At 55.5% G+C, this 23116-nt stretch carries 30 protein-coding genes; 25 read left to right on the top strand and 5 right to left on the bottom strand.

Annotation, left to right across the window (positions count from 1 at the left end):
* Positions 1 to 11 precede the first annotated feature (11 nt).
* The 4 genes from GWQ31_RS19990 to GWQ31_RS19975 all read right to left on the bottom strand — a co-directional run bounded on the left by GWQ31_RS19990 (position 12) and on the right by GWQ31_RS19975 (position 2652).
* Complete coding sequence (locus GWQ31_RS19990) at positions 12 to 299, bottom strand: type VI secretion system PAAR protein (protein ID WP_275910118.1); 288 nt, start codon at positions 297 to 299, stop codon at positions 12 to 14.
* 209 nt (positions 300 to 508) lie between these two features.
* The gene (gene hcp1 / locus GWQ31_RS19985; protein WP_275910117.1) at positions 509 to 1027 is read right to left on the bottom strand and encodes a type VI secretion system effector Hcp1; all 519 of its coding nucleotides are present in this window, start codon (positions 1025 to 1027) and stop codon (positions 509 to 511) included.
* A 227-nt stretch (positions 1028 to 1254) separates the two neighbouring features.
* Complete coding sequence (locus GWQ31_RS19980) at positions 1255 to 1473, bottom strand: hypothetical protein (protein ID WP_275910116.1); 219 nt, start codon at positions 1471 to 1473, stop codon at positions 1255 to 1257.
* 192 nt (positions 1474 to 1665) lie between these two features.
* On the bottom strand, positions 1666 to 2652 hold the full coding sequence (locus GWQ31_RS19975; RefSeq protein WP_275910115.1) for a hypothetical protein: 987 nt from the start codon (positions 2650 to 2652) through the stop codon (positions 1666 to 1668).
* Positions 2653 to 3016: 364 nt separating this feature from the next.
* Between GWQ31_RS19975 and GWQ31_RS19970 the strand changes: the two genes are divergently transcribed.
* The gene (locus GWQ31_RS19970; RefSeq protein ID WP_275910114.1) at positions 3017 to 3229 is read left to right on the top strand and encodes an AlpA family phage regulatory protein; all 213 of its coding nucleotides are present in this window, start codon (positions 3017 to 3019) and stop codon (positions 3227 to 3229) included.
* Between the two features lie 269 nt (positions 3230 to 3498).
* Positions 3499 to 4431 carry an inovirus-type Gp2 protein gene (locus GWQ31_RS19965; protein WP_275910113.1) on the top strand — a complete coding sequence of 311 codons (933 nt, stop codon included), beginning with the start codon at positions 3499 to 3501 and terminating at the stop codon, positions 4429 to 4431.
* 199 nt (positions 4432 to 4630) lie between these two features.
* Here GWQ31_RS19965 and GWQ31_RS19960 read toward each other — a convergent pair whose 3' ends face one another.
* Complete coding sequence (locus tag GWQ31_RS19960) at positions 4631 to 4975, bottom strand: helix-turn-helix transcriptional regulator (RefSeq protein WP_024945142.1); 345 nt, start codon at positions 4973 to 4975, stop codon at positions 4631 to 4633.
* Positions 4976 to 5256: 281 nt separating this feature from the next.
* Between GWQ31_RS19960 and GWQ31_RS19955 the strand changes: the two genes are divergently transcribed.
* From GWQ31_RS19955 to GWQ31_RS19845, 23 genes are all read left to right on the top strand, one after another.
* Entirely contained in the window at positions 5257 to 5610 is a 354-nt protein-coding gene (locus GWQ31_RS19955) for a hypothetical protein (protein WP_275910112.1), read from the top strand.
* Positions 5611 to 5620: 10 nt separating this feature from the next.
* Positions 5621 to 5773, top strand: a complete 153-nt coding sequence (locus GWQ31_RS19950; protein WP_042034774.1) for a hypothetical protein — start codon at positions 5621 to 5623, stop codon at positions 5771 to 5773.
* Positions 5774 to 5784: 11 nt separating this feature from the next.
* Complete coding sequence (locus GWQ31_RS19945) at positions 5785 to 6459, top strand: hypothetical protein (protein ID WP_275910111.1); 675 nt, start codon at positions 5785 to 5787, stop codon at positions 6457 to 6459.
* An 85-nt stretch (positions 6460 to 6544) separates the two neighbouring features.
* On the top strand, positions 6545 to 7108 hold the full coding sequence (locus GWQ31_RS19940; RefSeq protein ID WP_275910110.1) for a lecithin retinol acyltransferase family protein: 564 nt from the start codon (positions 6545 to 6547) through the stop codon (positions 7106 to 7108).
* 36 nt (positions 7109 to 7144) lie between these two features.
* Entirely contained in the window at positions 7145 to 7570 is a 426-nt protein-coding gene (locus GWQ31_RS19935) for a DUF2787 family protein (protein ID WP_275910127.1), read from the top strand.
* A gap of 10 nt (positions 7571 to 7580) precedes the next feature.
* A complete protein-coding gene (locus GWQ31_RS19930) occupies positions 7581 to 8009 on the top strand; it encodes a hypothetical protein (protein WP_275910109.1) in 429 nt (142 codons plus the stop codon).
* Positions 7984 to 8166 carry a hypothetical protein gene (locus GWQ31_RS19925; protein WP_275910108.1) on the top strand — a complete coding sequence of 61 codons (183 nt, stop codon included), beginning with the start codon at positions 7984 to 7986 and terminating at the stop codon, positions 8164 to 8166. Before GWQ31_RS19930 ends, GWQ31_RS19925 begins: the two co-directional genes overlap by 26 nt.
* Before the next feature lie 192 nt (positions 8167 to 8358).
* Entirely contained in the window at positions 8359 to 8856 is a 498-nt protein-coding gene (gene radC / locus GWQ31_RS19920) for a DNA repair protein RadC (protein WP_231721612.1), read from the top strand.
* A complete protein-coding gene (locus tag GWQ31_RS19915; RefSeq protein ID WP_275910107.1) occupies positions 8853 to 9044 on the top strand; it encodes a hypothetical protein in 192 nt (63 codons plus the stop codon). The genes radC and GWQ31_RS19915 overlap by 4 nt, the downstream gene beginning before the upstream one ends.
* A 24-nt stretch (positions 9045 to 9068) precedes the next feature.
* Entirely contained in the window at positions 9069 to 9407 is a 339-nt protein-coding gene (locus GWQ31_RS19910) for a hypothetical protein (protein WP_275910106.1), read from the top strand.
* Positions 9408 to 9523: 116 nt separating this feature from the next.
* Positions 9524 to 10030: a hypothetical protein gene (locus tag GWQ31_RS19905; protein ID WP_275910105.1), complete on the top strand. Its 507-nt coding sequence runs from the start codon at positions 9524 to 9526 to the stop codon at positions 10028 to 10030.
* Positions 10030 to 10245 carry a hypothetical protein gene (locus GWQ31_RS19900; protein WP_275910104.1) on the top strand — a complete coding sequence of 72 codons (216 nt, stop codon included), beginning with the start codon at positions 10030 to 10032 and terminating at the stop codon, positions 10243 to 10245. Before GWQ31_RS19905 ends, GWQ31_RS19900 begins: the two co-directional genes overlap by 1 nt.
* The gene (locus tag GWQ31_RS19895; protein WP_275910103.1) at positions 10242 to 10604 is read left to right on the top strand and encodes a hypothetical protein; all 363 of its coding nucleotides are present in this window, start codon (positions 10242 to 10244) and stop codon (positions 10602 to 10604) included. The genes GWQ31_RS19900 and GWQ31_RS19895 overlap by 4 nt, the downstream gene beginning before the upstream one ends.
* A 78-nt stretch (positions 10605 to 10682) precedes the next feature.
* The gene (locus GWQ31_RS19890; RefSeq protein WP_275910102.1) at positions 10683 to 11225 is read left to right on the top strand and encodes a hypothetical protein; all 543 of its coding nucleotides are present in this window, start codon (positions 10683 to 10685) and stop codon (positions 11223 to 11225) included.
* Between the two features lies 1 nt (position 11226).
* Complete coding sequence (locus tag GWQ31_RS19885; RefSeq protein ID WP_275910101.1) at positions 11227 to 11568, top strand: hypothetical protein; 342 nt, start codon at positions 11227 to 11229, stop codon at positions 11566 to 11568.
* An 88-nt stretch (positions 11569 to 11656) separates the two neighbouring features.
* Entirely contained in the window at positions 11657 to 11881 is a 225-nt protein-coding gene (locus GWQ31_RS19880) for a hypothetical protein (RefSeq protein WP_275910100.1), read from the top strand.
* Between the two features lie 89 nt (positions 11882 to 11970).
* Positions 11971 to 12285: a hypothetical protein gene (locus GWQ31_RS19875; protein ID WP_275910099.1), complete on the top strand. Its 315-nt coding sequence runs from the start codon at positions 11971 to 11973 to the stop codon at positions 12283 to 12285.
* A 2-nt stretch (positions 12286 to 12287) separates the two neighbouring features.
* On the top strand, positions 12288 to 12692 hold the full coding sequence (locus tag GWQ31_RS19870; RefSeq protein ID WP_275910098.1) for a type IV toxin-antitoxin system YeeU family antitoxin: 405 nt from the start codon (positions 12288 to 12290) through the stop codon (positions 12690 to 12692).
* A 436-nt stretch (positions 12693 to 13128) separates the two neighbouring features.
* A complete protein-coding gene (locus tag GWQ31_RS19865) occupies positions 13129 to 14979 on the top strand; it encodes a class I SAM-dependent DNA methyltransferase (RefSeq protein WP_275910097.1) in 1851 nt (616 codons plus the stop codon).
* Positions 14969 to 16228: a restriction endonuclease subunit S gene (locus tag GWQ31_RS19860; RefSeq protein WP_275910096.1), complete on the top strand. Its 1260-nt coding sequence runs from the start codon at positions 14969 to 14971 to the stop codon at positions 16226 to 16228. The genes GWQ31_RS19865 and GWQ31_RS19860 overlap by 11 nt, the downstream gene beginning before the upstream one ends.
* A complete protein-coding gene (locus GWQ31_RS19855; protein ID WP_275910095.1) occupies positions 16225 to 18615 on the top strand; it encodes an AAA family ATPase in 2391 nt (796 codons plus the stop codon). The genes GWQ31_RS19860 and GWQ31_RS19855 overlap by 4 nt, the downstream gene beginning before the upstream one ends.
* A complete protein-coding gene (locus tag GWQ31_RS19850) occupies positions 18612 to 19937 on the top strand; it encodes an McrC family protein (RefSeq protein WP_275910094.1) in 1326 nt (441 codons plus the stop codon). Before GWQ31_RS19855 ends, GWQ31_RS19850 begins: the two co-directional genes overlap by 4 nt.
* Positions 19938 to 19970: 33 nt before the next feature.
* Positions 19971 to 23069 (top strand): type I restriction endonuclease subunit R, encoded by a 3099-nt coding sequence (locus GWQ31_RS19845; RefSeq protein WP_275910093.1) that lies wholly within the window; start codon positions 19971 to 19973, stop codon positions 23067 to 23069.
* The last annotated feature ends 47 nt before the right edge of the window (positions 23070 to 23116 follow it).

Below are 23116 nucleotides of genomic sequence, written 5' to 3'. Positions count from 1 at the left end.
GACTCTGTTCCTTATCCTGCCTGCCCACTGCCCGAACCAATCACCACACCACCACAATCCACTGCGGTGCCTGTGACGGCGATGGGCTTGCCGTTCACCAATACCGACCCTACACCACCGGCAATACAGCGCGGATGGGGAGGATTGTTGGGCTTGTCGTGCGGCGCGAGCGGGTCACCTTGACGGGCCACTGGCTTGCCATCAAGGAACACATCGGGACTGGCGGCTATCACCGGGGTCGGTGGAAAGCCGTCGTGGTCGGTGCCAATATCACCGAGCAATGCAATGGAGGGACACATAACGTAAAACCTCTTGTGTGCTTTGCCATCCCCCCGCACTCGCTACCACGGTAATCCCCATTACATCAGCAACCAGACAGGGGGATGGCAAAACATAAAAGCTCCGGCAGCCAAAGACCGACCGGAGAAAACACGGGATAAAGGCCGGTGCACACCGGCCACAAGATACAAAACGTAATACAAGGAATAGCGAAATCAGAAAGTGAGGCTTACGCCTCGCTAGGGGCACGCCAGTCGTCAGAACCAGAGGTACCTGCAACAGTGTGCTCCCAGTCAATCTTGCGGTACGCAAGAGAGACTTGGATAAGCTGGGTGAAGTCAGACTTAGCAGGGTCTTGGCAATGCGGCATCTGGCAGTCGATATCGACGATGGTGGCGTCGGTCAACACGGTAGAGAAGAAGTGCTCCTGTTTGCCTTCCACGGAAGTGCGATACCACTTCAGGGTCACTTTCGGCAGCATCTCGCCGGAGGCCAGGGCGTTGTACATCAGGGGTACGGCTTTGTTCAGCGCAACGGTGAACTTGAAAGGCTTGTGGACACGCTGACCTGCAGGCTGGCCGGATTGCGGGTCAGTCGGCACGGTCACGACGTGTTGGAACTCTTGTACCAGCATCTCGTCTTCGTGGCCCTGCACGAAGATGTTGCCGACGGAATCGGAGGTGAAGGCACTCGCGGTAATATTGCCCTGAAGTTTACCTTCGATGCTGATATAACATGGAGTTGGCATGTGTATGCTCCTAAATGGATGGGTGAAATGAGCTAGCACTCGACCAACCTATAGCAGCGACCATGCCACTTTACTGAGTCGTTATTTATCAATTGCTTACCTCCACCAAAGCCTACACCTCATAGGTGATGCGCGACATGCTGCGCATAATACGCACATCAACTGGCAAGTGTTGCGCATGCAGTTATTTCAACTGCATAACGAGCGATATTTTGCGCAAGACAGCATCATTCATCTCCCTCGCCAACATTCCCCACTATCGCCGCATCGATGTTGAGCCGCACCAGTCCCTGCTTGAGCGCCCAGGATATCGCCTGGTTTTCACCACCCCCACCCAGCTTCTCTATACTAAAAATGGTCGGGCAGACGTAGACAATAACATCAAGAAGAATGCACTGTGTTTGATGAGCTTGGGACAAGGTCAAAAAGCTCGTCGCTATGTACATATCTATATATCCTGCTAAGAATTGACAGGACTGATGGTTAATCAGAACACGGATTAATAATACTTATCAACTCGATACAGCCAGTTAATAGCTTGAATATCACCTCATCGAGAAAAAGACAGTTCATGATGATGAGGTCATCTTGTGAACGGAGAAGGGCAAAGCATTCAACATTCCACTAGATGATTTAATCTAATTGAAATATCGAAATTTGAACCCCCTCTCCCGACACTCATTATAAATCAGATCCTCTATTACTCTGTATTGCTCTTTATTGTCAACTTTAGCTAAAATTTCTAACATCTCCTCTGCCTGGCGACACAATGGATAATGCAATAGCGTTGTTTTTTTGTTCTTTTCCCTATGTCGCTTTTTGGCACACACATTAGAGATGGCCTTCATTAAAGCATCTTTTGTTATTTTGTTTGCCAGTAAATCGTAGAAGACCACCAATGCATCAGTATACTGTTCTTTAATTTTTTTCGCAGACTTACCATCATAGATGACCCAACCAGGATCAATCCCCCCAAGATATGCTCTAATTAAATAACCCCACGCCAATTCAATTTGATCTTCGTTGCGAATGACCCACCTTACCATTCTAAAGTCCCGCCGGATCTCTTCCCAATTTTCCAGGTGAGATAGAAAAGTATTTTTGTTGCACACCCCCATGTCAGCACAGCGTTCAATGTATTTTGCGTAGTCTGCTTTGGACAGGCGACTTTCCACTTCATAATTAAATGAACCATGCTGTGCATCCTTGAAAAATGCACCACCAAATAAGCCTAAACGCTGCAATCCATCATCACGAGCGAGAGTCAAAGAAGCAAATGTATAGAGTCTTGCTCTTTTTTCTTGGTGGAGTAAGTCCATCACCTTACCATCGATCGTAGCCCTGCTGTATATCGTTAACATGTACCTCACAACACCATTCGGTGCATCCAGTGAACCATCACTGCAATCAATTAGTAGAGAATCGAGTAGATTTTTAAATGCGGCCTTTAGTCCGCCTTGGTTTTCAACAATGCCAGAAATAGTGTTATCTAACTCTATACTCATGCACATTAGTGTTTTTCTAGTGGTATCAATACACCGAAAAAACTCTAAATTAAATTCATTAACAACACAGAGGTTATAAAGAAAAAACACTTCTCTGCCATCCCATTTATAATTATTCATACTTTCCTCTGATTGTAGAAATATGGGGTTCACTACACGATAGGCGACCAGAAGTCAACAAAATAGTTTAATGTAAATGACTCTTATTTATATATAAATTCCATAATTGAGGGAATTCTAGGGGTATGTATTGGTGTGATTGCTGCGCTATGTGCACAACTCTAGCTGGGTTGGATGTAGCACATATGTCAGTCGCTTAAAGCCTCTCCCCCCCAATACCCCTCTTCCGAATCCACAGCCCTTACGATGCCAACCCCCCCTTTACTTGCAATGGCTCCACATACCCCATACGGGCTCACATAGCTAAAAAATTACTACGCTGTCCTTCTGATGAAGAACACCCACATCATCAGGAGTACACACCATGAGTAACCCCATCAAAGTCCTGCGCATTAAAGACCTCATCAGCAAAGTCGGTATGGCGCGTTCTACCATATACGACCGCTTCAACCCAAAGTCGCCACGCTATGACAGTGGCTTCCCCAAACCCATCAAGCTGGGTTTATCCGCTGTCGGTTGGTTAGAGCATGAGGTTGACGCGTGGTTGGCCAACATAGCAACTCGGCGCCCCATCTAATTTATTTCCCTCTAATCCGCTCCATAAGTAGACATCAATTCTTACTGGCAATAAATGGCCGCGACCTCTCTTTTGTTGCCATGCCCTCTATATATAGCGAATGACAAAAACACCCCGTAAATGCCTGGTCATCCAGACATTCCGTTTGGGTATTAATGTTATTTAATTTGCACTGCTCATTATCCATTTAAAACACACCCCAATATTACCATCACCCTACATAGCCAGGTCTCCCAATAGACCTGGATACTGACTATAGAGAAACACATATGCTTATCGATATACTACCCTTCATCGACACCCTGAATAAGTCCACTCCGCCATACATTCTCATTAAGCAAGATGGCACCTACAATAAATTAGCTAGAAAGTTTCAGCGCATCATGGATACCGTGACTGAACACTATCGCGAGCATAGAGCACCTATTTCTGCACACCCCTCAGTTGAGTTGCTCTTGGAGCATCTCTACCCTTTTCGTGATTTAGATATATTTGACCACGACTTGTGTCTATCGGAGAGAGAGGAATTGGCTAATGAGCTAGATGGCGTTCTACGTGAGTTTATGGACAAGCTGCACTCACCCCAGCACAATAAGCGCCTGTGTAATCTCAGGCGCGATGAGGCGCGTAATACGCAGACATATCGTCACTACATGAACGACTTATTTGACATGCATGCCAAGTTGCTCTTTGTCAGAGTAGATATTCACTACGCTCAATCTATCAGTGCAGAGAAATCATTAGAGGAGGCCATCTCTGATAGAGAGACTTACTTGCGCCACGTAAAGCGAGAGTTTCCGCATCTGATTGGATTCATCTGGCGGATGGAGTACGGCAAAGGCCGAGGCTATCACCATCATCTGATGTTTATCTTCAATGGCGCCAAGCTTCGCAATGATATTCGTCTTGGAAAGCAGCTCGGTGAGCTGTGGAAATCGCTCAGCCGTGAGCCCCGAACCTATTTCAACTGTAATGCTCGCAGAAATGAATACCAGCAATGGAAGACTGATGGGATAGGGATGGTGACCTATGACGATGCACGCAAGCGGCAGTGCCTGCAGGACTATGCGCTGAGTTACTTGCTTGAGCATGATCCGCTGCTACTGGCGATGATGCAGGAGCGCCGTAATAGCATCGGCAGGATGCAGCTACCGACACAGCGTGGGCGCGGTGGCAGGCCAAGGATCCACCGTACCGAGTAATCGTCGGGGTAGCTCACGCATTCGCCATTCAGGGTTGCCGGTGCTGATCTAGTTCGATTAAAAAAGATCTCAGATAGATATTATCAGGGGAGAGTAAACAGACATCGCTGTGAACCTGCTTGGGAGCGCCATTGCGGCCTCCCAAGTCATCGGCCTTGGCATCGGGTGTCAGTAAGTCACTGATGCCCACGACAAGGGATTAAGGCGCCAGTCGCGCCACCAGCTTATCAACCACCTCCAGCACCAGTTCTCTGTCGGCAGCCTTGAGTTTGGCTAACTGCTGGCTGAGCACAATGCCTTGTTCGGTAGGGCGGTTGCTGGTTTCACGCAGGAAGTCTGCCAGCTCACACTCAAACAGCTGGGCGAGCTCTGCCAACCGCACCACGGTTGGCACCACTTTTCCCCGCTCCATTCGGGAGACAGCTTCCATCCCGATATCCAGGTGCTCTGCGACTTGATCCTGGGTCAGCCCCGCTTGTTGGCGTTGGCGTCCAATCGCTTTACCGACGCTCTTGGCCAGTTCTTCAAAGTTGACGTCTGTCATAAGTCCTCCAGTCAGCACGTATGCTTGACCATGGACTCGTTGACATTAAGGGCAATTTGAGTTGAGACTGGGCGCCAGAGGTTGAGTTTGTTTGAATATATAGATTGATATTGGAAAGGAGAGTCTTCTACACGACATAAATCCCAGCCCACTTTCTTCAGTGGCGCTTGGCTAACTGCCAGCGCGCTCGCTGACATTACCTGTATGACCCCGCTTATCCGAGAGGCCTGCCTCATCGGTCAGGCACCCTTTTGTCCTTTTCATGTTACAGGAGATCACGCATGAAACGCTACCTTATCGCTGCCGCAGTCCTTGCTGCCTCAGCGGTTATCTATACCAGTGCCTCTGACGGCACCAAGGCGTCACCGCCAGAATTCAAACTCGACCTGTTCTACAACTCACTGGGCCGCCCCCAGTTACAGGTCACGTCCCTCAATGATGCGGTCACCATCAAGAAAATCCTCATCAACCGAGGAAAGTGTGTGGCGGTAGGACCCTACGGGGTACACCGCACGTTCCCGGTATCACTCAAATACAGCCAGCGTACCCAGTTCTCCCTTATTCCGGGCACCTGCAACTTGCTCGAAGCTACCGTGTTCACCGACCAGGGTGAAGCGGCTTACACATTCCAATAGGAGCAGTCCCATGCCATTAATTCTGCTGTGGGTAGGGCTGGCGTTACTGCTGGGCTTTGTTGCCGCCGGTAACGGTCGCTCTTTTTGGGGCTGGTTCATTCTCGGGTTAATTATCGACCCCATACTGGCCGGACTGCTGTACTGGCTTATTAGTAAAGACTGATGGAGAGGCACATGACGACACTGTTCACCCGGACACTACGAGCAGCCACGCTGGGGCTGCTGCTCAGTTGTTCGATGGCAACCTTCGCTGCTGATGGTGCCCTGGAGATTGAGACAAAGGTGCCTGCCACCCTGAGCGGAAAGCTCGGCTACGCCAGCATGAAGTACTGGGTCGAGGTGCCTGGACAAGGGGATGTTGAAATATGGACCGATGATGAGGCTTACGCCGCCTTGCTTGACCTGGTGGGGACACAGGTGTCGCTTGAAGGGGCCATGGTGACCTTCACCGATGGCAGCGTCTATTTTCAGCCCAAGCTGGCGAAAGCATCAGCTGGATTTACGGTGCGCAAAAATGATGAGGTGAACTTCGATGTGCTGCTCAATGGTGAGCTACTGACTCATCACGACAGTTATGCCGGTGTTGATGTGGCCCACCAGTTTGCGATACAGGGTGGTCAGGTCGGGCTGATTGAGCTGTTCAGTGGGGGAGTGGGCTGCCCGGTGCTCTACCAGTTGGTTGTGGCCAGACAAGATTCACCCACCATGATATCAACCGAGTTTGGGACGTGCAGCGACCAGGGCAAGCTGAGCCCCGACACCAACGGCTTTACCCTCAATCTACCCGGCAATCCCAGCGCACGCTGGGTATGGGATGCCAGCAGCCTGACGCTGCGCAAACAATCCTGACCACCAGCCACCACATACTCACCACCATCAGGGCACCTTCGGGTGCCCTGTGTGTTTATGCCGCATCTCGTTTAAGGAACTGTCCATGCCATTACCACAACCTGGGGACCACCTCGTGTCCCCCCGTACCGGCTACCAGCACCACGGTCTCTATTTGGGAGACCATCAGGTCATCCATTACCTGGGCTTCAGTGCCGGTGAACTGTCCGGCCAGATAACCATCACCTCCCTGGCTGAGTTTTGCCAAGCGCACGATTACTTCATCCAACACCATGAGGCTCGTGCCTACAACCGGGAGGAGAGTATCGACCGTGCCTATTCTCGCCTCGGGGAGACGCACTACAGCACGCTCTTTAACAACTGCGAACACTTCGTGCTCTGGTGTATCGAGGGCTTTCACTACAGCAGGCAGATTAACCAGCTCATCGCCACTGGCTATGTCGCACATCAGGCTCTGCGCACCGTGGCGAGTCAGTCCACCACCTCAGCACTCGCAGGGCTGGCCACCAGCACCATGCTAAGTACGTCAACGCGCACAGTGCTCACAGCAACAGCGGGTTCGCTGCTGAGCACCACTGCTGTTCCCATCACACTTTCCCTCGCCGCCACTTATGGCCTCTACCGCGCCTGGCGTTGGCTCAGGGATTAACGGTTCTCACATTCGATACAAAAAGGACACACCATGATGACCATGCCATTTCACCTGGCAGGGATGGCCCTGTCGATTTCACCTGAACTACCTGACTTGCTGCGCAACGTCGTGCGGGAACAACGGCTCGACCTTACCCACCTCTCGACCCTGACCTTCAACTTTCGCAGCCCCGGCTACAGTGCCGAAACAGGTGGCGTCCATCCGGTAGAGCTGCGGCTTATTCGGGGATTACACGGCTGGGTCTTCGATTACATCACCGATTTCAGCTACCAGGGGCTCGGCCAAGATGCTGAGCTCTGCAAGGAGCTCGACTTCAACCTCTCCAGCGACGAGCACTATCTGCAGGGCTGGGGACCACTGCCCAGCATAGAAGCACGGGAACTGTTCGCCCTGTGGCAGAGCAATTTCATGAGCTACGCCCGGTTGGGGTATTTCACCGTCACGGTCAGCGGGGAGTAGGAGGTGTGTGATGACTAACGAACTGCCGCTCTCCCACACCTCACGCCAGTGGCTGGGGCTGGTCGCGGCCAAAGCCAAGCTGCAGCCAACTCGCCAAGGCGAGCGCTGGTTGCTGCACCTGACCCCCGATAGCCCACATGCCCGCACCGTTACCCTGCAAGTGCGTTGGTCTGGCGTGCAGTGGCAACTGCTCTCCATTACTAATGCCGAGGACTGGCACACCATGAGCCAGCTGGTGGATGAGCTTTGCGTTGACCCCAAGCGTCGGTGTTTCTGGCGCTGCCAGGCAGGGCCTGTCCCGCTCACCGAACAGCCCCGTGTACTGGGGAGCTTTCTGAGTGACCTGCAGCGTACCTGCATCCATCACCGCTATCACGTGGAGAGTGACCCTTTACCCCAAGAGGAGGCGCCAGATGCCCAAACAGCCGATAACCGTTGAACTTGAAGCCATCAATCGGGAGGGTGAGACGCAGGTGGTGCGTGACAGCGGCCTGACCGTACAAGGCTACAGCGTCTATCTGCGAGCAGTAGATGCCTGCGGACTGGCACTGGCCACCTGGGTGGCAGACTACGGCACCATAGGGCCAAACGGCTAAGCATTGCGCTGGCTATCCAGCTCACCGTGCTGGTCCCCGGATCGCTGATGCCGGTGAAGCGGGAACCCACAGCTACAGCAGGCCCCACCACCACGGTCAACTGAACTACCCTCAAATTGAACCTACAACACCTCTGCATCTGACCCCTGCATGCCTCGCGCTGCCGGGGTCTTTCTTTTTCTGGAGACCACTATGCGTTACCACAAACTCAAGGCTGGGGAATGCCCCGGCACCTATGTCGTCACGGAGCCTGTGACCGAGCAAGACCTGCTGCGCATCGCTAACCAAATCGCTCGCAAACGCCTAGCAAAAGGCACTGCCATCACCAGTACCACAGAGGCCGCCGAGCGACTGCAAACCTTGCTACAGGACCGGGAGCACGAAGTGTTTGGGGCACTGTTCCTCGACTCCCAACATCGTGTACTGGCCTTTGAGGAGCTGTTTCGCGGCACTCTCGATAGCGCCAGCATCTACCCACGGGAAGTGGTCAAGCGGGCCTTGTTACTCAACTGTGGGGCCATCATCGCAGTGCACAATCACCCCAGCGGCGACCCCGAACCTAGCCACTCAGACCGGGTCTTTACCCAGGCCCTCAAGGAGGCCTTGGCGCTGGTCGATGTGCGATTGCTTGACCATCTGGTAGTTGGCGCCGAGGGCGTAGTCTCGCTGGCTGAGCGAGGTCTGCTATGAACCTTCCCCTAGGCAAATCACACCTCACCGCCCTCGATATCCTCATCGAGTTGCGCTGTTGGGTGGCAGACAACGTCGAGATGCAGGCAGAGCCCACCATCGTGGCTCACCTGCCTAACGGCTACCTGCTCACCCAGGCTGACTGCATCGACGCTATCGATGCGCTGCTCCATCAGTTGCGCCATTAACACATCCAAGAAGGGACAAGCGCGATGCGATTACCTAACCCCTATTCCCTTGAAGAAACCCTCGGGAAGCTACGCCATGGCCTGACAACCGCCTGCAACGAGGATGCGCTGACGTTGCTGGAAAAGGCCGTCACCAAGGCCCGTGACGACGAGGGTTATGCCAAGCAGTTTGAAGAGACCTTGCTGCGGGGATCCACCATCGAGATCCGCGAGTGCCTCAGTTGCTTTGGCGACTACTTCGAGCGCTCCCGAGACGCACCGCCCTATTACCCGCACCACGACGCCGTCAACGGCATTGATTGTGCGCTCTACGCCATCTTGTTCGATGCTGCTCACCCAGACGCAGAGCAGGCGTATGAATAACGCCAACATCCCCAAACCCGGATCATCTGGCTCAACACCGAGATCCGGATATCCCGACATCACCCACAGGGCCACCTCACTGCAGGTGGCCTTTTGCATTTCAAGGAACCATCACCATGTCAGCCTTCATGATCGATCGCCAGGACTACCTGGCCTTTGCCGTACAGTTGCACCGTTTTTGCAATGCCTCAACGCCACCTCATTACACCCTTGAGTTGCTGCGCACCCTCTGGTGGTTCCCGCCAGCAGATACGACCAGTACCTGGACGTGGCGGGTTGACCGGCTGGTTAGGCTGATGATGCTCGCCAATCGGCGGGCGGTCTGGCATCGCTATCAGCTGGGGCGTCAGCAAGAGCACAAGGGACCACACCAGCACCGCTCTACCAAGATGAGCCCACTTAAACCAGCCCACCATTACCACCAGGCGCTACCACCCGATAGCGAGCTGGTGGCTCTGTACAAATTCACCTGCTGCGCCCTGTACCAGTCGAGCGAGTGGAGCGGGAGCCCTGAGCAGGCCCCTCGGTTGGTCAAGGTAATGCAGCAGTTACAGCAAGCGCTGGCGCAAGACGTGCTGACCCGGCTGTCACTGTGGGAGCAAGCCCCCTGGGGAGAGATGTGATGGATCTCGCCATCACCCTGACCATAACGAGTTCAGCACCGAGCTCAACGGCCCACCTGGCCCAACGCATCTCTGATGACATGGCACACCTGCATCACCGTCTAGGGGATGGGGTCAGCGATGAGCTTGGCATCAGCATCAGTTACCTGGTCGAGCAGTTTGCGCTGTTGGCAGCGGCTTACCGTGCACCTGCAGAAAGGGAGAAACACCAATGATTGAGTTCAACGACAGCTTTAGCCAGGCCGCCGTGGCGGAGGCAATGTGTGCCTATCCAACACTCACCAAGCTCATCAGTCAGCAGTTAATGCTACCGGGCTTTGCCTATGCCCACGATGTGGAAGGAAGGCGTATTGGCGGTCCACTGGTCGCGCCCAACCCAGTGCTGCACAAGACCACGCTTTTTGTCAGTCCACGAGATATGCGTGAGCACCTGCCGCGTGAGATTAACTTCGCCCGCTTTCGCTGTGCCTGTAATGCAGCGGGTCAGCCGGTCGGCGAGTGGCAACGGGTAATTGTCGGGGCCTACGTCAACCACGGTAGTAATGACGAGCCGGATTGGAGTAGTCACACCTGAGCCACGGCCACCAGCACACACAAGACCCCATACAGCCCCTCACACCGAGGGGCTTTTTGCATTTTAAGGAACCCACCCATGCACGACCTGCGTGATTACAAAACCCTGACCGCTCGGCAGATAACCACAGCCATCGGTCAGCTCAACCACAACACCGCGCCGAAGATAATGACCCACTTCGCATTGCGGGCCACACAACCACACCCGCTCGGCAATAGTCGCAGCCGAGCCAAGGCGCTCAAGCTGCTGCGTCGGGTCAAGAGAGCCCACAAGGCGGGGCGTATCCAACTCGATCTCACAGTGACAGGTTGCCGCATCGACCGGGGTAGCCATCAGGCAGACCGCTACTACTACGACCGAACACTGCTGGCCCAGGGCTGGCAGCAGTACGACACCGAGGAAGATGCATGGTATTTCGGCATCTGGATTCACACAGAGAAGTTGGAGACCTTTACCTACGCCGAGGGGGACACCAGCCATGTGATTGCGCCGAACGTCGAGACTTTTCGTGCCGAGCTGACGCGGCTCTATCAGTACCACCCGCAAGCCCCGGCGTTTATCAGCATCGACCCGGAAGCAGGCGTTGTGACCCACCACTTTGAAGCCAAACCGGAGGTGTGAAATGGCTAAGAACATCACCATCAAGGTGCCTGGCAAACATCCACAAACTGGCGAGCTCACCACCTTTGAGATCAAGGGTCAGCGGATGGATATCAACATCGGTGGGCAGACCGTGCCGTTCCTCATTCATGGGAGGGGTATAGGAACGTCACTCACCCATATCCCGAGTGGCTACCGAACTGCACTGCTCGGTGGCTGGCTCACAGCTCGTTACGCAATCCCCGAGAATAAGCCCAGCAGAACGGCCTGCGCCCAGATGGCCATAGACCGACTGGTAGCCCAGTACGGCTCGCTGCATCTGCTGGACCGTCTCAATTGCAAGCCGGTTATCAATCAGATGTAACGCACAGCCCAGACAACAAGGAACGATGCAATGACCAACACCCTACCTACAGGCTGGCCATTCGGTGATGCAGATGCTGGATGTCGCCATGAGTTCCATCATCGGCGATTACGATGACACAGACCAGGTGCCTGAATGGCAATGGGTCAAGCGTATGGCCTCCCATGAACATGTCGGTGTGAAGGATGACTCCGCCTATGAGTACACTCTGAACCTGGCCATGGAACTCGATACCATCCCGCCAACACTGCAACCCTTGCTCACTGCCGCTGAACTGGCCGGAGTGAACTACATCCTGTTTTACAACGGCTAGCCACCGCGACCATCCCATCGCTCATCAACAAACAACATAAAGGGCCAGCCCTCTCAGGCTGGCCCTTTGCATCATTGGAATCACCGAACATGACCCGTCTTATCGCCGGACTCGAAGTGCATCGCTATGCTCCCGAGCTCAACAAACTACATCTGCGCAACCGCCAGACACTACCCGCTCCCGGCATCACAACCATAAAAGAGGCCAAAGCCCTCCTGTTTGGCCGCTGGCAGCCAGGGCATCAGGTAACCATCACCGTGAGCCATCCCGATTACGTCAATCTCTCCCGGCTCTACCGGGGGCGACTGGCCAGTCTGACAGAACTCCCGGAGCATCTGAACAGACTGCGCCAGCGCCACAATGTGCCCGGCACAATCATCCACACCCAATTGAGGTATCGCTAATCATGACCACGACAACCATCCACACCCAGGACCAACAACCCGCAGCGCCAGACCACCCCACCCGGATTTTTGCGCAGTGGGGTTTGCCCCATAACTTGACGCCGCGCTTTGGGGCTCGTCTCATTCAAGAGCATCATCGCCTGCACTTTCTGTCAGATCGGGCCTCACTGGTAGGCGAATGGCAGGAGGAGGCTATAGACCGGCTGGAGGCTGCCTTACCTACCATCATCAAGGAACTGGAAGCCAAGCTGCTGGCCGGTGTGCTGGACGCCCAACATCAGCACTGCATCACTATCCAGCACGGCGGCTTTACTTGCGAAGCCGATACCCTTGGCAGCCACGGCTATGTCTACTTAGCCATTTACCCAGCGACCAGCATGGACGCCAATCATGAGCGCGAGGCGTGACCACCAATCCGCTTGTGGTAACAATTTGGCACCTACTCATCCGTGATTAATGGGATTGGTCGTGGGGAAGGCCAATTAGTGGCCTTCCCTTTGTTTTTTCGCCTTTCAACCTGAGGCGTTGATCATCTCATCTCTGCAATAACAACGATGCTTCGTGATCGCCATTACGCGTGACATTACGCATAGTGCTGCGGGGTTCATTTGTATAAACTGCCCGCCAGATAATGGATAGACGACTGACGGGCCGGACTTTTTCTCGCCGATGCATCACCTTGGCTGCATCGCCTTCTGTTGACCCACCACCCTGGATAGGTCCCTGCTGCGCCCGCAAGGCGCGGCATGTGCCGCACCGTCAGTCTGACAACTTGGCCCGCATCCTCACCTTGGCTTTCGCGCAGGTGGGTTGTGATGGCAACACGCATAACCGGAGAACCCCATGACCGACCCCAACGAGCTCAGCCAGGCGCTGCTGGCCGCCGTTCCTGAAGATGGCAGCAGTATCGGTAACCAAGCCTTGATGGAAACCTTGAAAGCCCAATTCAGCGACCTGACCGATGAGGTATTTACCGCCGCACGCGAGACCCTGCTGGAACAGGGCGTACTGCGCAAGGGGCGCGGGCGGGGCGGTGCTGTGCTCCGGGTGTTGGAAGGTGAAGCCGCCGTGGCTGCACCACGCAAAGCGAAGGCCAGTGGCAAGGGCAAGCAGGCCAAGGATGAGCCGCAAGTTACCGGTATCGAGGGGCTGAAGAAGACCCTGTGGGCTGCCGCAGACAAGCTGCGTGCCGACATGGACGCCGCCGAGTACAAGCACATCGTGCTGGGCCTTATCTTCCTCAAGTACATCTCAGACTCCTTCGCCGCCCGTCGCGCCGAGCTGACCCGCCGCTTTGCCGATGAGAGCGACGAGTACTTCCTCTACGACTGTGACGATGAGCTGCTGGCCGAGGAGCTAGAAGACCGTGATTACTACCGTGAGGTGAACGCCTTCTGGGTACCGGAAGGCGCGCGTTGGGAGGGGCTGCGGGCCCATGCCAAGCAGGCCGATATCGGCAAGCGCATTGACGATGCGCTGACCCTGATCGAGCAGGAGAACCCGCGCCTCAAGGGTATCCTCGACAAGCGCTACGCCCGAGCCCAGTTGCCCGATGGCAAGCTCGGCGAGCTGGTGGATCTGGTTTCCAAGATTGGCTTTGGCAGTGATGTCGGTGAAGCACGCGACATCCTGGGGCAGGTCTACGAGTACTTCCTTGGCGAGTTTGCCAGTGCCGAGGGCAAGAAGGGGGGCCAGTTCTACACGCCAGCCAGCATCGTCAAGACACTGGTGGCAGTACTTGCTCCCCATCATGGTCAGGTCTACGACCCCTGCTGCGGTTCAGGTGGCATGTTCGTGCAGTCGGAGAGGTTTATCGAAGCCCATGGCGGCAAGCTGGGTGATGTCTCCATCTACGGTCAGGAGTCGAACCCGACCACTTGGCGGCTGGCGGCCATGAACCTCGCCATCCAGGGGATGGACTACAATCTCGGGCGCGAAAACGGTGACACCTTCACCCGCAACCAGCACCCCGACTTGCGTGCAGACTTCGTGCTGGCCAACCCGCCGTTCAATATCAGCGACTGGTGGCATGGCAGCCTCGAGGGGGATCCGCGCTGGGTCTACGGTACGCCGCCTGCGGGCAACGCCAACTATGCGTGGCTGCAGCACATGCTCTACCACCTCAAGCCCAATGGTCGTGCCGGTATCGTGCTGGCCAATGGCTCCATGAGCTCGAGCCAAAACAGCGAGGGCGACATTCGCCGTGCGATGGTGGAGGCTGACGTGGTTGAGTGCATGGTGGCCTTGCCGGGTCAGCTCTTCATCAACACCCAGATCCCTGCCTGCCTTTGGTTCCTCGCCAAGAACAAGACCCACCGCCAAGGTGAGGTGTTGTTTATCGATGCCCGCAAGCTGGGCACCATGATCAGCCGGGTGCAGTGCGAACTCGATGAGCGCGCGATTGCCCGTATCGCCGATACCTTCCACGCGTGGAAAGGGGACGGGGAGTGCAAGCAGCCTTACGAGGATGTAGCGGGATTCTGCCGCAGCGTAACCCTGGCGGAGATCGCCGAACACGGCCATGTGTTGACCCCTGGCCGCTATGTAGGGGCCGAAGAGGTGGAGGAGGACGATGAGGCCTTTGCCGACAAGATGGCTCGCTTGACCAAGCAACTAGGTGGCCAGATGAGCAAGGGAGCCGAGTTGGACCAGTTGATCAAACAGAAGCTGGGGGGGCTGGGATATGTGTTCTGAATGGCCGCTGATACCACTACGTGACTTTGTTGACTTGCTCGCAGGTTTTGCATTCAAGAGTACTGGTTATTCTGATGGCCAAGACGATGTTCGTTTGCTTCGTGGAGATAACATTGCGCCAGGTAGAGTTCGGTGGGATGGGGTAAAGCGATGGTCTCGTGAAAATGCTGTTGGCCTTGAACGGTATGCGCTTGAGCCTGGAGATGTTGTTCTGGCGATGGATCGCCCGTGGATTCCGGCTGGCCTGAAAGTTGCTCAAGTGCAAGCTGCAGATACGCCCAGTTACCTAGTACAACGGGTTGCTCGGATCCGGCCTGCCTCAAGAGAAGATTGCAGCTTCTTGTTCGCATTATTGTCGACTCCTGAATTTGAATCGTACATTCAGAATGTGACGACCGGAACTGCAGTTCCGCATATCAGCGCAAAGCAAATACTCGATTTCGAGTTCAGGCTCCCCCCTGCGTACGTGAGAGCCAAAGTTGGGGAAATCGTTGCTGCGCTTAACGAACGTATCACTTTGCTGCGAGAGACCAACACCACGTTGGAAGCCATCGCGCAGGCGCTGTTCAAGTCGTGGTTTGTCGACTTCGACCCGGTCCATGCCCGTGCTCGTGGCAAACAACCGGCAGGTCTGACCCCCGAGGTCGCGGCCCTGTTCCCCGACAGCTTCGAAGAGTCCGCTCTCGGCTTGGTGCCGAAGGGGTGGGCTATTGGCGAGTTGCAGGACTTGTTGGTACTTCAGCGTGGATTTGATTTACCCGCGTCAGCAAGAACGCCGGGAGCATATCCCTTGATTGCTGCAAGTGGCCCTAATGGCACACACAATGTGGCCATGGCGAAGGGGCCGGGTGTAATAACCGGTCGCTCCGGTGTCCTTGGCAAAGTCTTTTTGACACTTGAGGATTACTGGCCACTCAATACCACGCTTTGGGTCAAAGAGTTCAAACATGCCACACCTTGCTATGCATACGAGTTGTTGAGAATGTTGGATTTTTCCTCTTTCAATGCAGGGTCCGCAGTTCCGACGCTCAATCGGAACCACATTCATTCTTTGAAGTACTTACTGCCGTCTAAAGCGCTAGTACGTGAGTTTGAGAGCAAGGCGATGGTGTTGCATCAACGAGCGCTTGCTAATGCCAAACAAGCAGAGACCCTGACAACCTTGCGCGATACCCTGCTACCCCGTCTGATCTCTGGCCAACTGCGCTTGCCGGATGCCGAACAACAACTCAAGGACCTCGCTGTATGACGGCCGCTGTTGTAAACGCCACTGCCTTTACCAATGAACACTTCCCGCGCCTGTTGGCATTGCTCAAGACGATGGGCGACAGAGCCCGTTTCGATAGTGAACAGAGCGATCTCTATTGCAAGTTTATCGAGCAGTTCCCGCTCGACTCGTTGCCTAACTTGACCCTTGAGGAGTACTGCGTAGGCAAGGGGGATGGCAACTCGTTCTGTTGGTGGATTGAGCGTGGTCTGCAACCCGTGCTGGCCCGCTATATGCCCGGTACTTCCCGTGGTCACCTGCTCTACTTCCAGAAAGATGGCGCCGTCTACAAACACCAGCGCTTGGCCGAGTTGGGTGATGAAGGGGCGCTGCGTTACACCCTCAAGGTGCAGCACTGCGTAGCCGCCGCCGACCCTGATGGTGACCTGAGCTGGATTGATAATGACGAGGCACTTTACAAGCAGGCCGGGGTCGAGCCGCGTGTCACCATGGGGCACGGCCGCAAGCTGCGGCTGGTTACCTGCTATCACCCCAAGCGGATGCTGCCCATCTCGTCGTGTGAGCACCTTGGGCACTTTCTGACGGTGTTGGGGTGGCCGAAGGAGGATATCCCCGCCAAGCACCAGCCGATGGCGCGTATGCAGCGCCTGATGCGTTATTACGACTTGGCCCGCGAGTCGTTACCTGAATTGACCCCATATGGCTTTATGTTGGGCCTGTATGACGAGTCGTTGGGACTGGCACCACCAAAGGCAGACAAGGACGATAGCGGGAGTGATGATGAGGATGACACCATGAGCGAAGCAAACGACAACCCGGTGATGCCCAAGACCAACGCGCCGTTGAACCAGATTTTCTTCGGCCCGCCCGGCACCGGCAAGACCTATCACACCATCAACAAGGCGCTGGCCATTCTCGACCCCGAGTGTCTGGCACAACACGACGATGATGTGAGCCCAGAGGCCCGCAAGGCGCTTAAGACGCGCTTTGATGAGCTGGTAAAGGAGGGGCGTATCGACTTTGTGACCTTCCACCAGAGCTTCAGTTATGAAGACTTTGTGGAGGGGATCAGGGCTGTAACTGGCGAAGATTCACAACTGGAATACAAGGTTGAGGCTGGTGTATTCAAACGAATATGTGATCAGGCAAGGGTTTCATATACCCCGGTGTCGGTCGATGTGCGTAGCAAACCTCGAATTTGGAAGATCTCTATCGATGGCACGAGTTCCCGTGAAGCTAAAAGCTATTGTTTGAAACATGGAGAAGCTCGAATTGGTTGGGGAAATACGGGTGACCTTAAAGCCCTCGATGAGTCTACAAATAGCTATTATCAATCCCTTGGGTCAAATGATCGAAGCACCCTAAGAAGTTTCGCCCAAGAAATAGTTATTGGGGACATTCTGGTCTGCATCCGTTCCGCTGAGCAAATTGAAGCGGTCGGGGTCGTAACTAGTGATTATCGCTTTGAGGAACCGGATGCGATTCCTGTGATGGTTCGTAGTCATTACAACCACGTGCGGTCGGTAAAATGGCTTTATCATGATGTGGGGTTATCTATTCTACCCCTCAATGATGACACTCGCTTCACACTGAAGACGGTTTATCCACTCGATCGCTTTAGTTGGGGTGATCTGCTGATGTATCTGCAAGAGAATGGTCAACAACCAGTAGTCACGACCCAATCAACCCTTAAGAAACAGCCCTATGTGTTGGTCATCGATGAGATCAACCGGGGCAATGTTTCGCGAATCTTTGGTGAGTTGATCACCCTGATAGAACCAAGCAAGCGGGCTGGTGCTGACGAGGCACTGACCGCCACTTTGCCTTACTCCAAACGCCCCTTTAGCGTACCGGACAACCTCTACCTTATCGGCACCATGAATACTGCCGATCGTTCGCTAGCAGGGCTGGATATTGCATTGCGCCGACGCTTTGAGTTCTGCGAGATGCCGCCCCGGCCGGAGTTGCTGGATGCTGTAGAAGTGCAGGGCCTGAACATCGGCAAGTTACTGCGAACGCTGAACCAGCGTATAGAGGTGCTGCTGGATCGGGACCATTGCTTGGGCCACGCCTACTTTATGCCGTTGAAAAAGGATTGCTCGCTGTCTCGGCTGGAGCTGATCTTCCGTAACCAGATTCTGCCGCTTCTGCAGGAGTACTTCTTTGAGGACTGGCAGCGCATCCAGTGGGTGCTGAATGATCATCGCAAGCCGGCGCTTGACCGCTTCGTGGAGCAGGACAAACAGGATGTGGCGGCGTTGTTCGGCAACATCAGCGTACCGGCGCAGGGGGCTGTTTGGCGAATCAATGATAAGGCGTTCAAGCGGCTATCTGCCTATGCGGGCGTCATCGCCGCGAATGCCAAGACCGAGGAGCCAGCAGAAGAACCAGGGGAGGCGAGTGCTTGAGCGCATTCGTCAGCGTTCGTGAATATGCGCGCCTGACCACGGCCGCCGTCGCACCCGGTAACCTCGACTGCGCGCAGATATCGGAAACTGCGTTCGACTGGCTCTGTGAGCTGAGCGCTAGTTTCAATCGTAGCGGCGCCCCCTTGCTGCAGGTGGAGGGGCGCAACTCGCTGAAGTGGGACAGCTACGTGGGCGTGCTGGAAACGCCCTGCGGTACGCGGCTGGAGATCTTGCCCAAGCATCATGAGCAGGGTGATTGCCTGGGTAAAAGTCGCCAGTTGCTGCGCCAAATGATCCAGTCTGCGCTATCGCTCAAACCGCGACAAGCGTCGGTGACTGGGTTGGAGTTGTTTGACGCACCACTTACGGAATGGGTGATGGCGCAGTTTATCAACGAGCTGGATCATCTGCTTAATCGAGGCATCCGTTTCGACTATCAACACATCGAGGAAGAGCAGCGTTTCCTGCGCGGCCAGCTCAATGTGGTGGCGCAGATGCGTCAGCCGCCGGGGCGACAGCATCATTTTCAGATCCGCCATGATGTATTCCTGCCCGATCGCGCGGAAAACCGCTTGCTCAAGCTCGCATTAGAACAGGTAGCCAAGAGCACACAGGATGCCGCCAACTGGCGCCTGGCCAACGAGTTGCGCACGATGCTGGCCGAGGTGCCGGCCAGCCGTGATGTGGAGGGGGATCTCAGACTGTGGCGCACTGACCGGCTGATGGCGCACTACCAGGCGATCAAACCCTGGTGCGAGCTGATCCTTAACCAGCAGATGCCGATTGCTGTGACAGGCGAGTGGCGGGGCATCAGTTTGCTATTCCCCATGGAGAAGCTGTTCGAGCGCTACGTCGAGTCGTGTTTGCCCGAGCAGCTGTTGCCCGATGCCAAGTTGGAGCGGCAAGTAAAGAGTCAGTACCTGTGTTCTCACCAAGGCAAGAAGATGTTCCAGTTGCAGCCGGACCTCTTGTTGCAGCACGGCAACAAGCGTTGGGTGATGGACGTGAAGTGGAAGCGGCTCGATAGCGGCGACCGTGACGGCAAGTACGGCATCAGCCAGGGTGACCTCTACCAACTGTTTGCCTATGGCCACAAGTACCTGAACGAGCAAGATGATGGGCATCTGGTATTGATTTATCCATCATGGAGCCAGCTCAAAGTTCCACTCGAACCTTTTTGTTATGATGCCCGCCTGACGTTGTGGGTCTTGCCGTTTGACTTGGCTGCCAGTTCGTCCCACCGGCTGATATTGCCATGCCAGCCGGGGGCGGATTCTGCGTGCGAACTGCGCTTGCCACTGAGACCCACCGAGCCCGCCTGACGGGCGTTTCTCCCTGTTGATGAGTGATGGTGCATGACCGAAGATCAGTTGGAACAAGAGGTGCTGGGGTGGTTGGCCGAGGTGGGCTATCGCGTGGTGTGTGGCTACGACGTTGCCCCCGACTCTGATAACCCGTGGCGTGCGAACTTCAATCAGGTGCTGTTGCTCGACCAGTTGAGAGGCGCGATAGCACGCCTCAATCCGTCTATGCCGATGGTAGCGCGTGAAGACGCGCTGGCGCAGGTGGTCAATCTCGATACCCCGGCGCAACTGTCGGCCAACAGGGCGTTTCACCGCCTGCTGGTGAATGGGGTACCAGTCCAGTACCAGCGGGATGGCGAGACGGTGGGGGACTTTGTCCGCCTCGTTGACTTCGAGGACCCTACCGCCAACGAGTGGTTGGCCATCAATCAGTTCACCATCAAGGGGCCCAAACACACCCGACGCCCAGACATCATCCTCTTCGTCAACGGGTTGCCGCTGGTGGTGCTGGAGCTCAAGAACCCGGCCGATGTGCATGCCGACATCTGGAAGGCATTCGACCAACTGCAGACCTACAAGGAGCAGATCCCCGACCTGTTCCAGTACAACGAGATCATGATTGCCTCAGATGGTAGCGAGGCGCGGATGGGGTCGCTCTCTGCGGATGCCGAACGCTTTATGCAGTGGCGCACTGTGGATGGGGTCAACCTCGACCCCTATGGCGAGTTTGGTGAGCTGGAGACCATGGTGCGCGGCATTCTGACCCCGGCCATGTTGCTCGATTACCTGCGCTTCTTCGTGCTGTTTGAAGATGATGGCCGGTTGGTCAAGAAGATCGCCGGTTACCATCAGTTCCATGCAGTCAGGGCGGCCATCGAGCAGGTGGTGCTCGCATCGCGTCCAGACGGCAGCCACAAGGGCGGGGTGGTGTGGCATACCCAGGGCAGTGGCAAGAGCATCACCATGACCTGCTTTGCGGCGCGGGTGATGCGAGACGCCGCGATGGAGAACCCGACCATCGTCGTCATCACTGACCGCAATGACCTTGATGGCCAGCTGTTCGGGGTCTTCTCACTCTCGCAAGATCTGCTGCGCGAGGAGCCGGTGCAAGTGAGTACGCGAGGTGACTTGCGTGACAAGCTTGGCAACAGGCCCTCCGGTGGCATCGTGTTTACGACCATCCAGAAGTTCATGCCCGGCGAGGATGAGGACACGTTCCCCGTGCTCAGCGACCGTGCCAACATCGTGGTCATCGCGGATGAAGCACATCGAACCCAGTACGGTTTCAGCGCCTCGCTCAAAGCGCCAGGCAAGGTTGCAGAAGGGGCTGCGCGCTATCAGGTCGGGTATGCCCAGCACTTGCGCGACGCGCTGCCCAACGCGACGTTCGTGGCCTTTACCGGTACGCCGGTATCGGCGGAAGACCGAGATACCCGCGCCGTCTTTGGCGACTACATCCACGTCTACGACATGCAGCAGGCCAAGGACGATGGTGCCACGGTTGCCATCTACTACGAGTCACGCTTGGCCAAGTTGTCACTTAATAACGAAGAGCTTCCCCACATCGACGATGAAGTGGATGAGCTGGCCGAGGATGAGGAAGAGAGTGAGCAGGCCAAGCTTAAGTCACGGTGGGCAGCCTTGGAGAAGGTGGTGGGCAGCAAGCCAAGAATAGAGCGGGTTGCCGCCGATCTGGTGGCCCACTTCGAAGAGCGCAATCAGGCGCAGCATGGCAAGGCCATGGTGGTTGCCATGAGCCGCGAGATTTGCGTGCACTTATATGATGCCATCGTGGCCCTTCGCCCCGACTGGCATGACCCTGACCCCGACAAGGGTGCCATCAAGATCGTGATGACCGGCAGCACCTCTGACAAGGCGTTGCTGCGGCCTCACATTCATCCGGCCTTGGTCAAGAAACGGCTTGAGAAGCGGTTCAAAGACCCGAGTGACCCGCTCAAACTGGTCATAGTGCGTGACATGTGGCTTACCGGTTTCGATGCGCCCTGCGTACACACCCTGTATGTGGACAAGCCGATGAAGGGCCACAACCTGATGCAAGCCATTGCGCGAGTGAACCGGGTGTTCAAGGACAAGCAAGGCGGACTGGTGGTCGATTACATCGGCATCGCTAGCGAGCTCAAGAGCGCCATCAAGGAGTACACCGCCAGCCGTGGTCGTGGCCGCCCAACGGTCGATGCACACGAGGCCTACGCTGTGTTGGAGGAGAAGCTGGATGTACTTCGCGCCATGTTGCATGGCTTCGATTACAGCGACTACCTCACGGGTGGGCACAAGCTGCTGGCAGGGGCTGCCAACTTCATCCTTGGCCTTGAAGATGGCAAGAAGCGCTTTGCCGACAACGCGCTGGCCATGAGCAAGGCATTCACCCTCTGCTGTACTCTCGATGAGGCCAAGGCGGTGCGAGAGGAGGTGGCCTTCTTGCAGGCAGTTAAGGTGATGCTGACCAAGAAAGAGGTCAGCCAGAAGAAGAAAACCGACGAAGAGCGCGACCTGGCCATTCGCCAGATCATCGGCAATGCCGTGGTATCGGGCGATGTGGTCGATGTGTTTGAGGCGGTCGGTCTCGACAAGCCCAACATCGGCCTGCTCGATGATGAGTTTCTGGCCGAGGTACGCAACCTGCCGGAGCGCAATCTCGCCGTGGAGCTGCTGGAGCGGTTGCTGGAGGGAGAGATCAAGGCGAAGTTCGCGACCAACCTCTCCCAAGAAAAGAAGTTCTCTGAGATGCTGACCAAGGTCATCCAGCGCTATCAGAACCGCTCCATCGAGACCGCGCAGGTCATCGAGGAGCTGATCGACATGGCCAAGAAGTTCGCCGCTGTGAGCAAGAGGGGGCAGGCCTTGGGCCTCAACGATGACGAACTCGCCTTCTATGATGCCCTTGCCAACAATGAGGCGTCGGTGCGTGAGCTGGGGGACGAGATACTGGCCAAGATAGCCCACGAGCTGACTGCCAGCCTGCGCCGTAGCGTTACTGTTGACTGGAGTAGCCGAGAGAGCGTCAGGGCCCGGTTACGTCTGTTGGTCAAGCGCATCCTGCGCAAGTACAAGTATCCGCCAGACCAACAGGAAGAGGCTGCCCAGCTGGTACTGGCGCAGGCTGAGAGTTTGTGTGAGGTGTGGTGTTGAGGATAAATGGGTGTTCGTTTTTCAGAAATGAACATTTTTAAAAAGTG

Source organism: Aeromonas sp. 2MA4 (assembly GCF_029237305.1).
Taxonomy (GTDB): domain Bacteria; phylum Pseudomonadota; class Gammaproteobacteria; order Enterobacterales; family Aeromonadaceae; genus Aeromonas; species Aeromonas salmonicida.
This window is presented reverse-complemented; position numbering and strand designations above follow the sequence as displayed.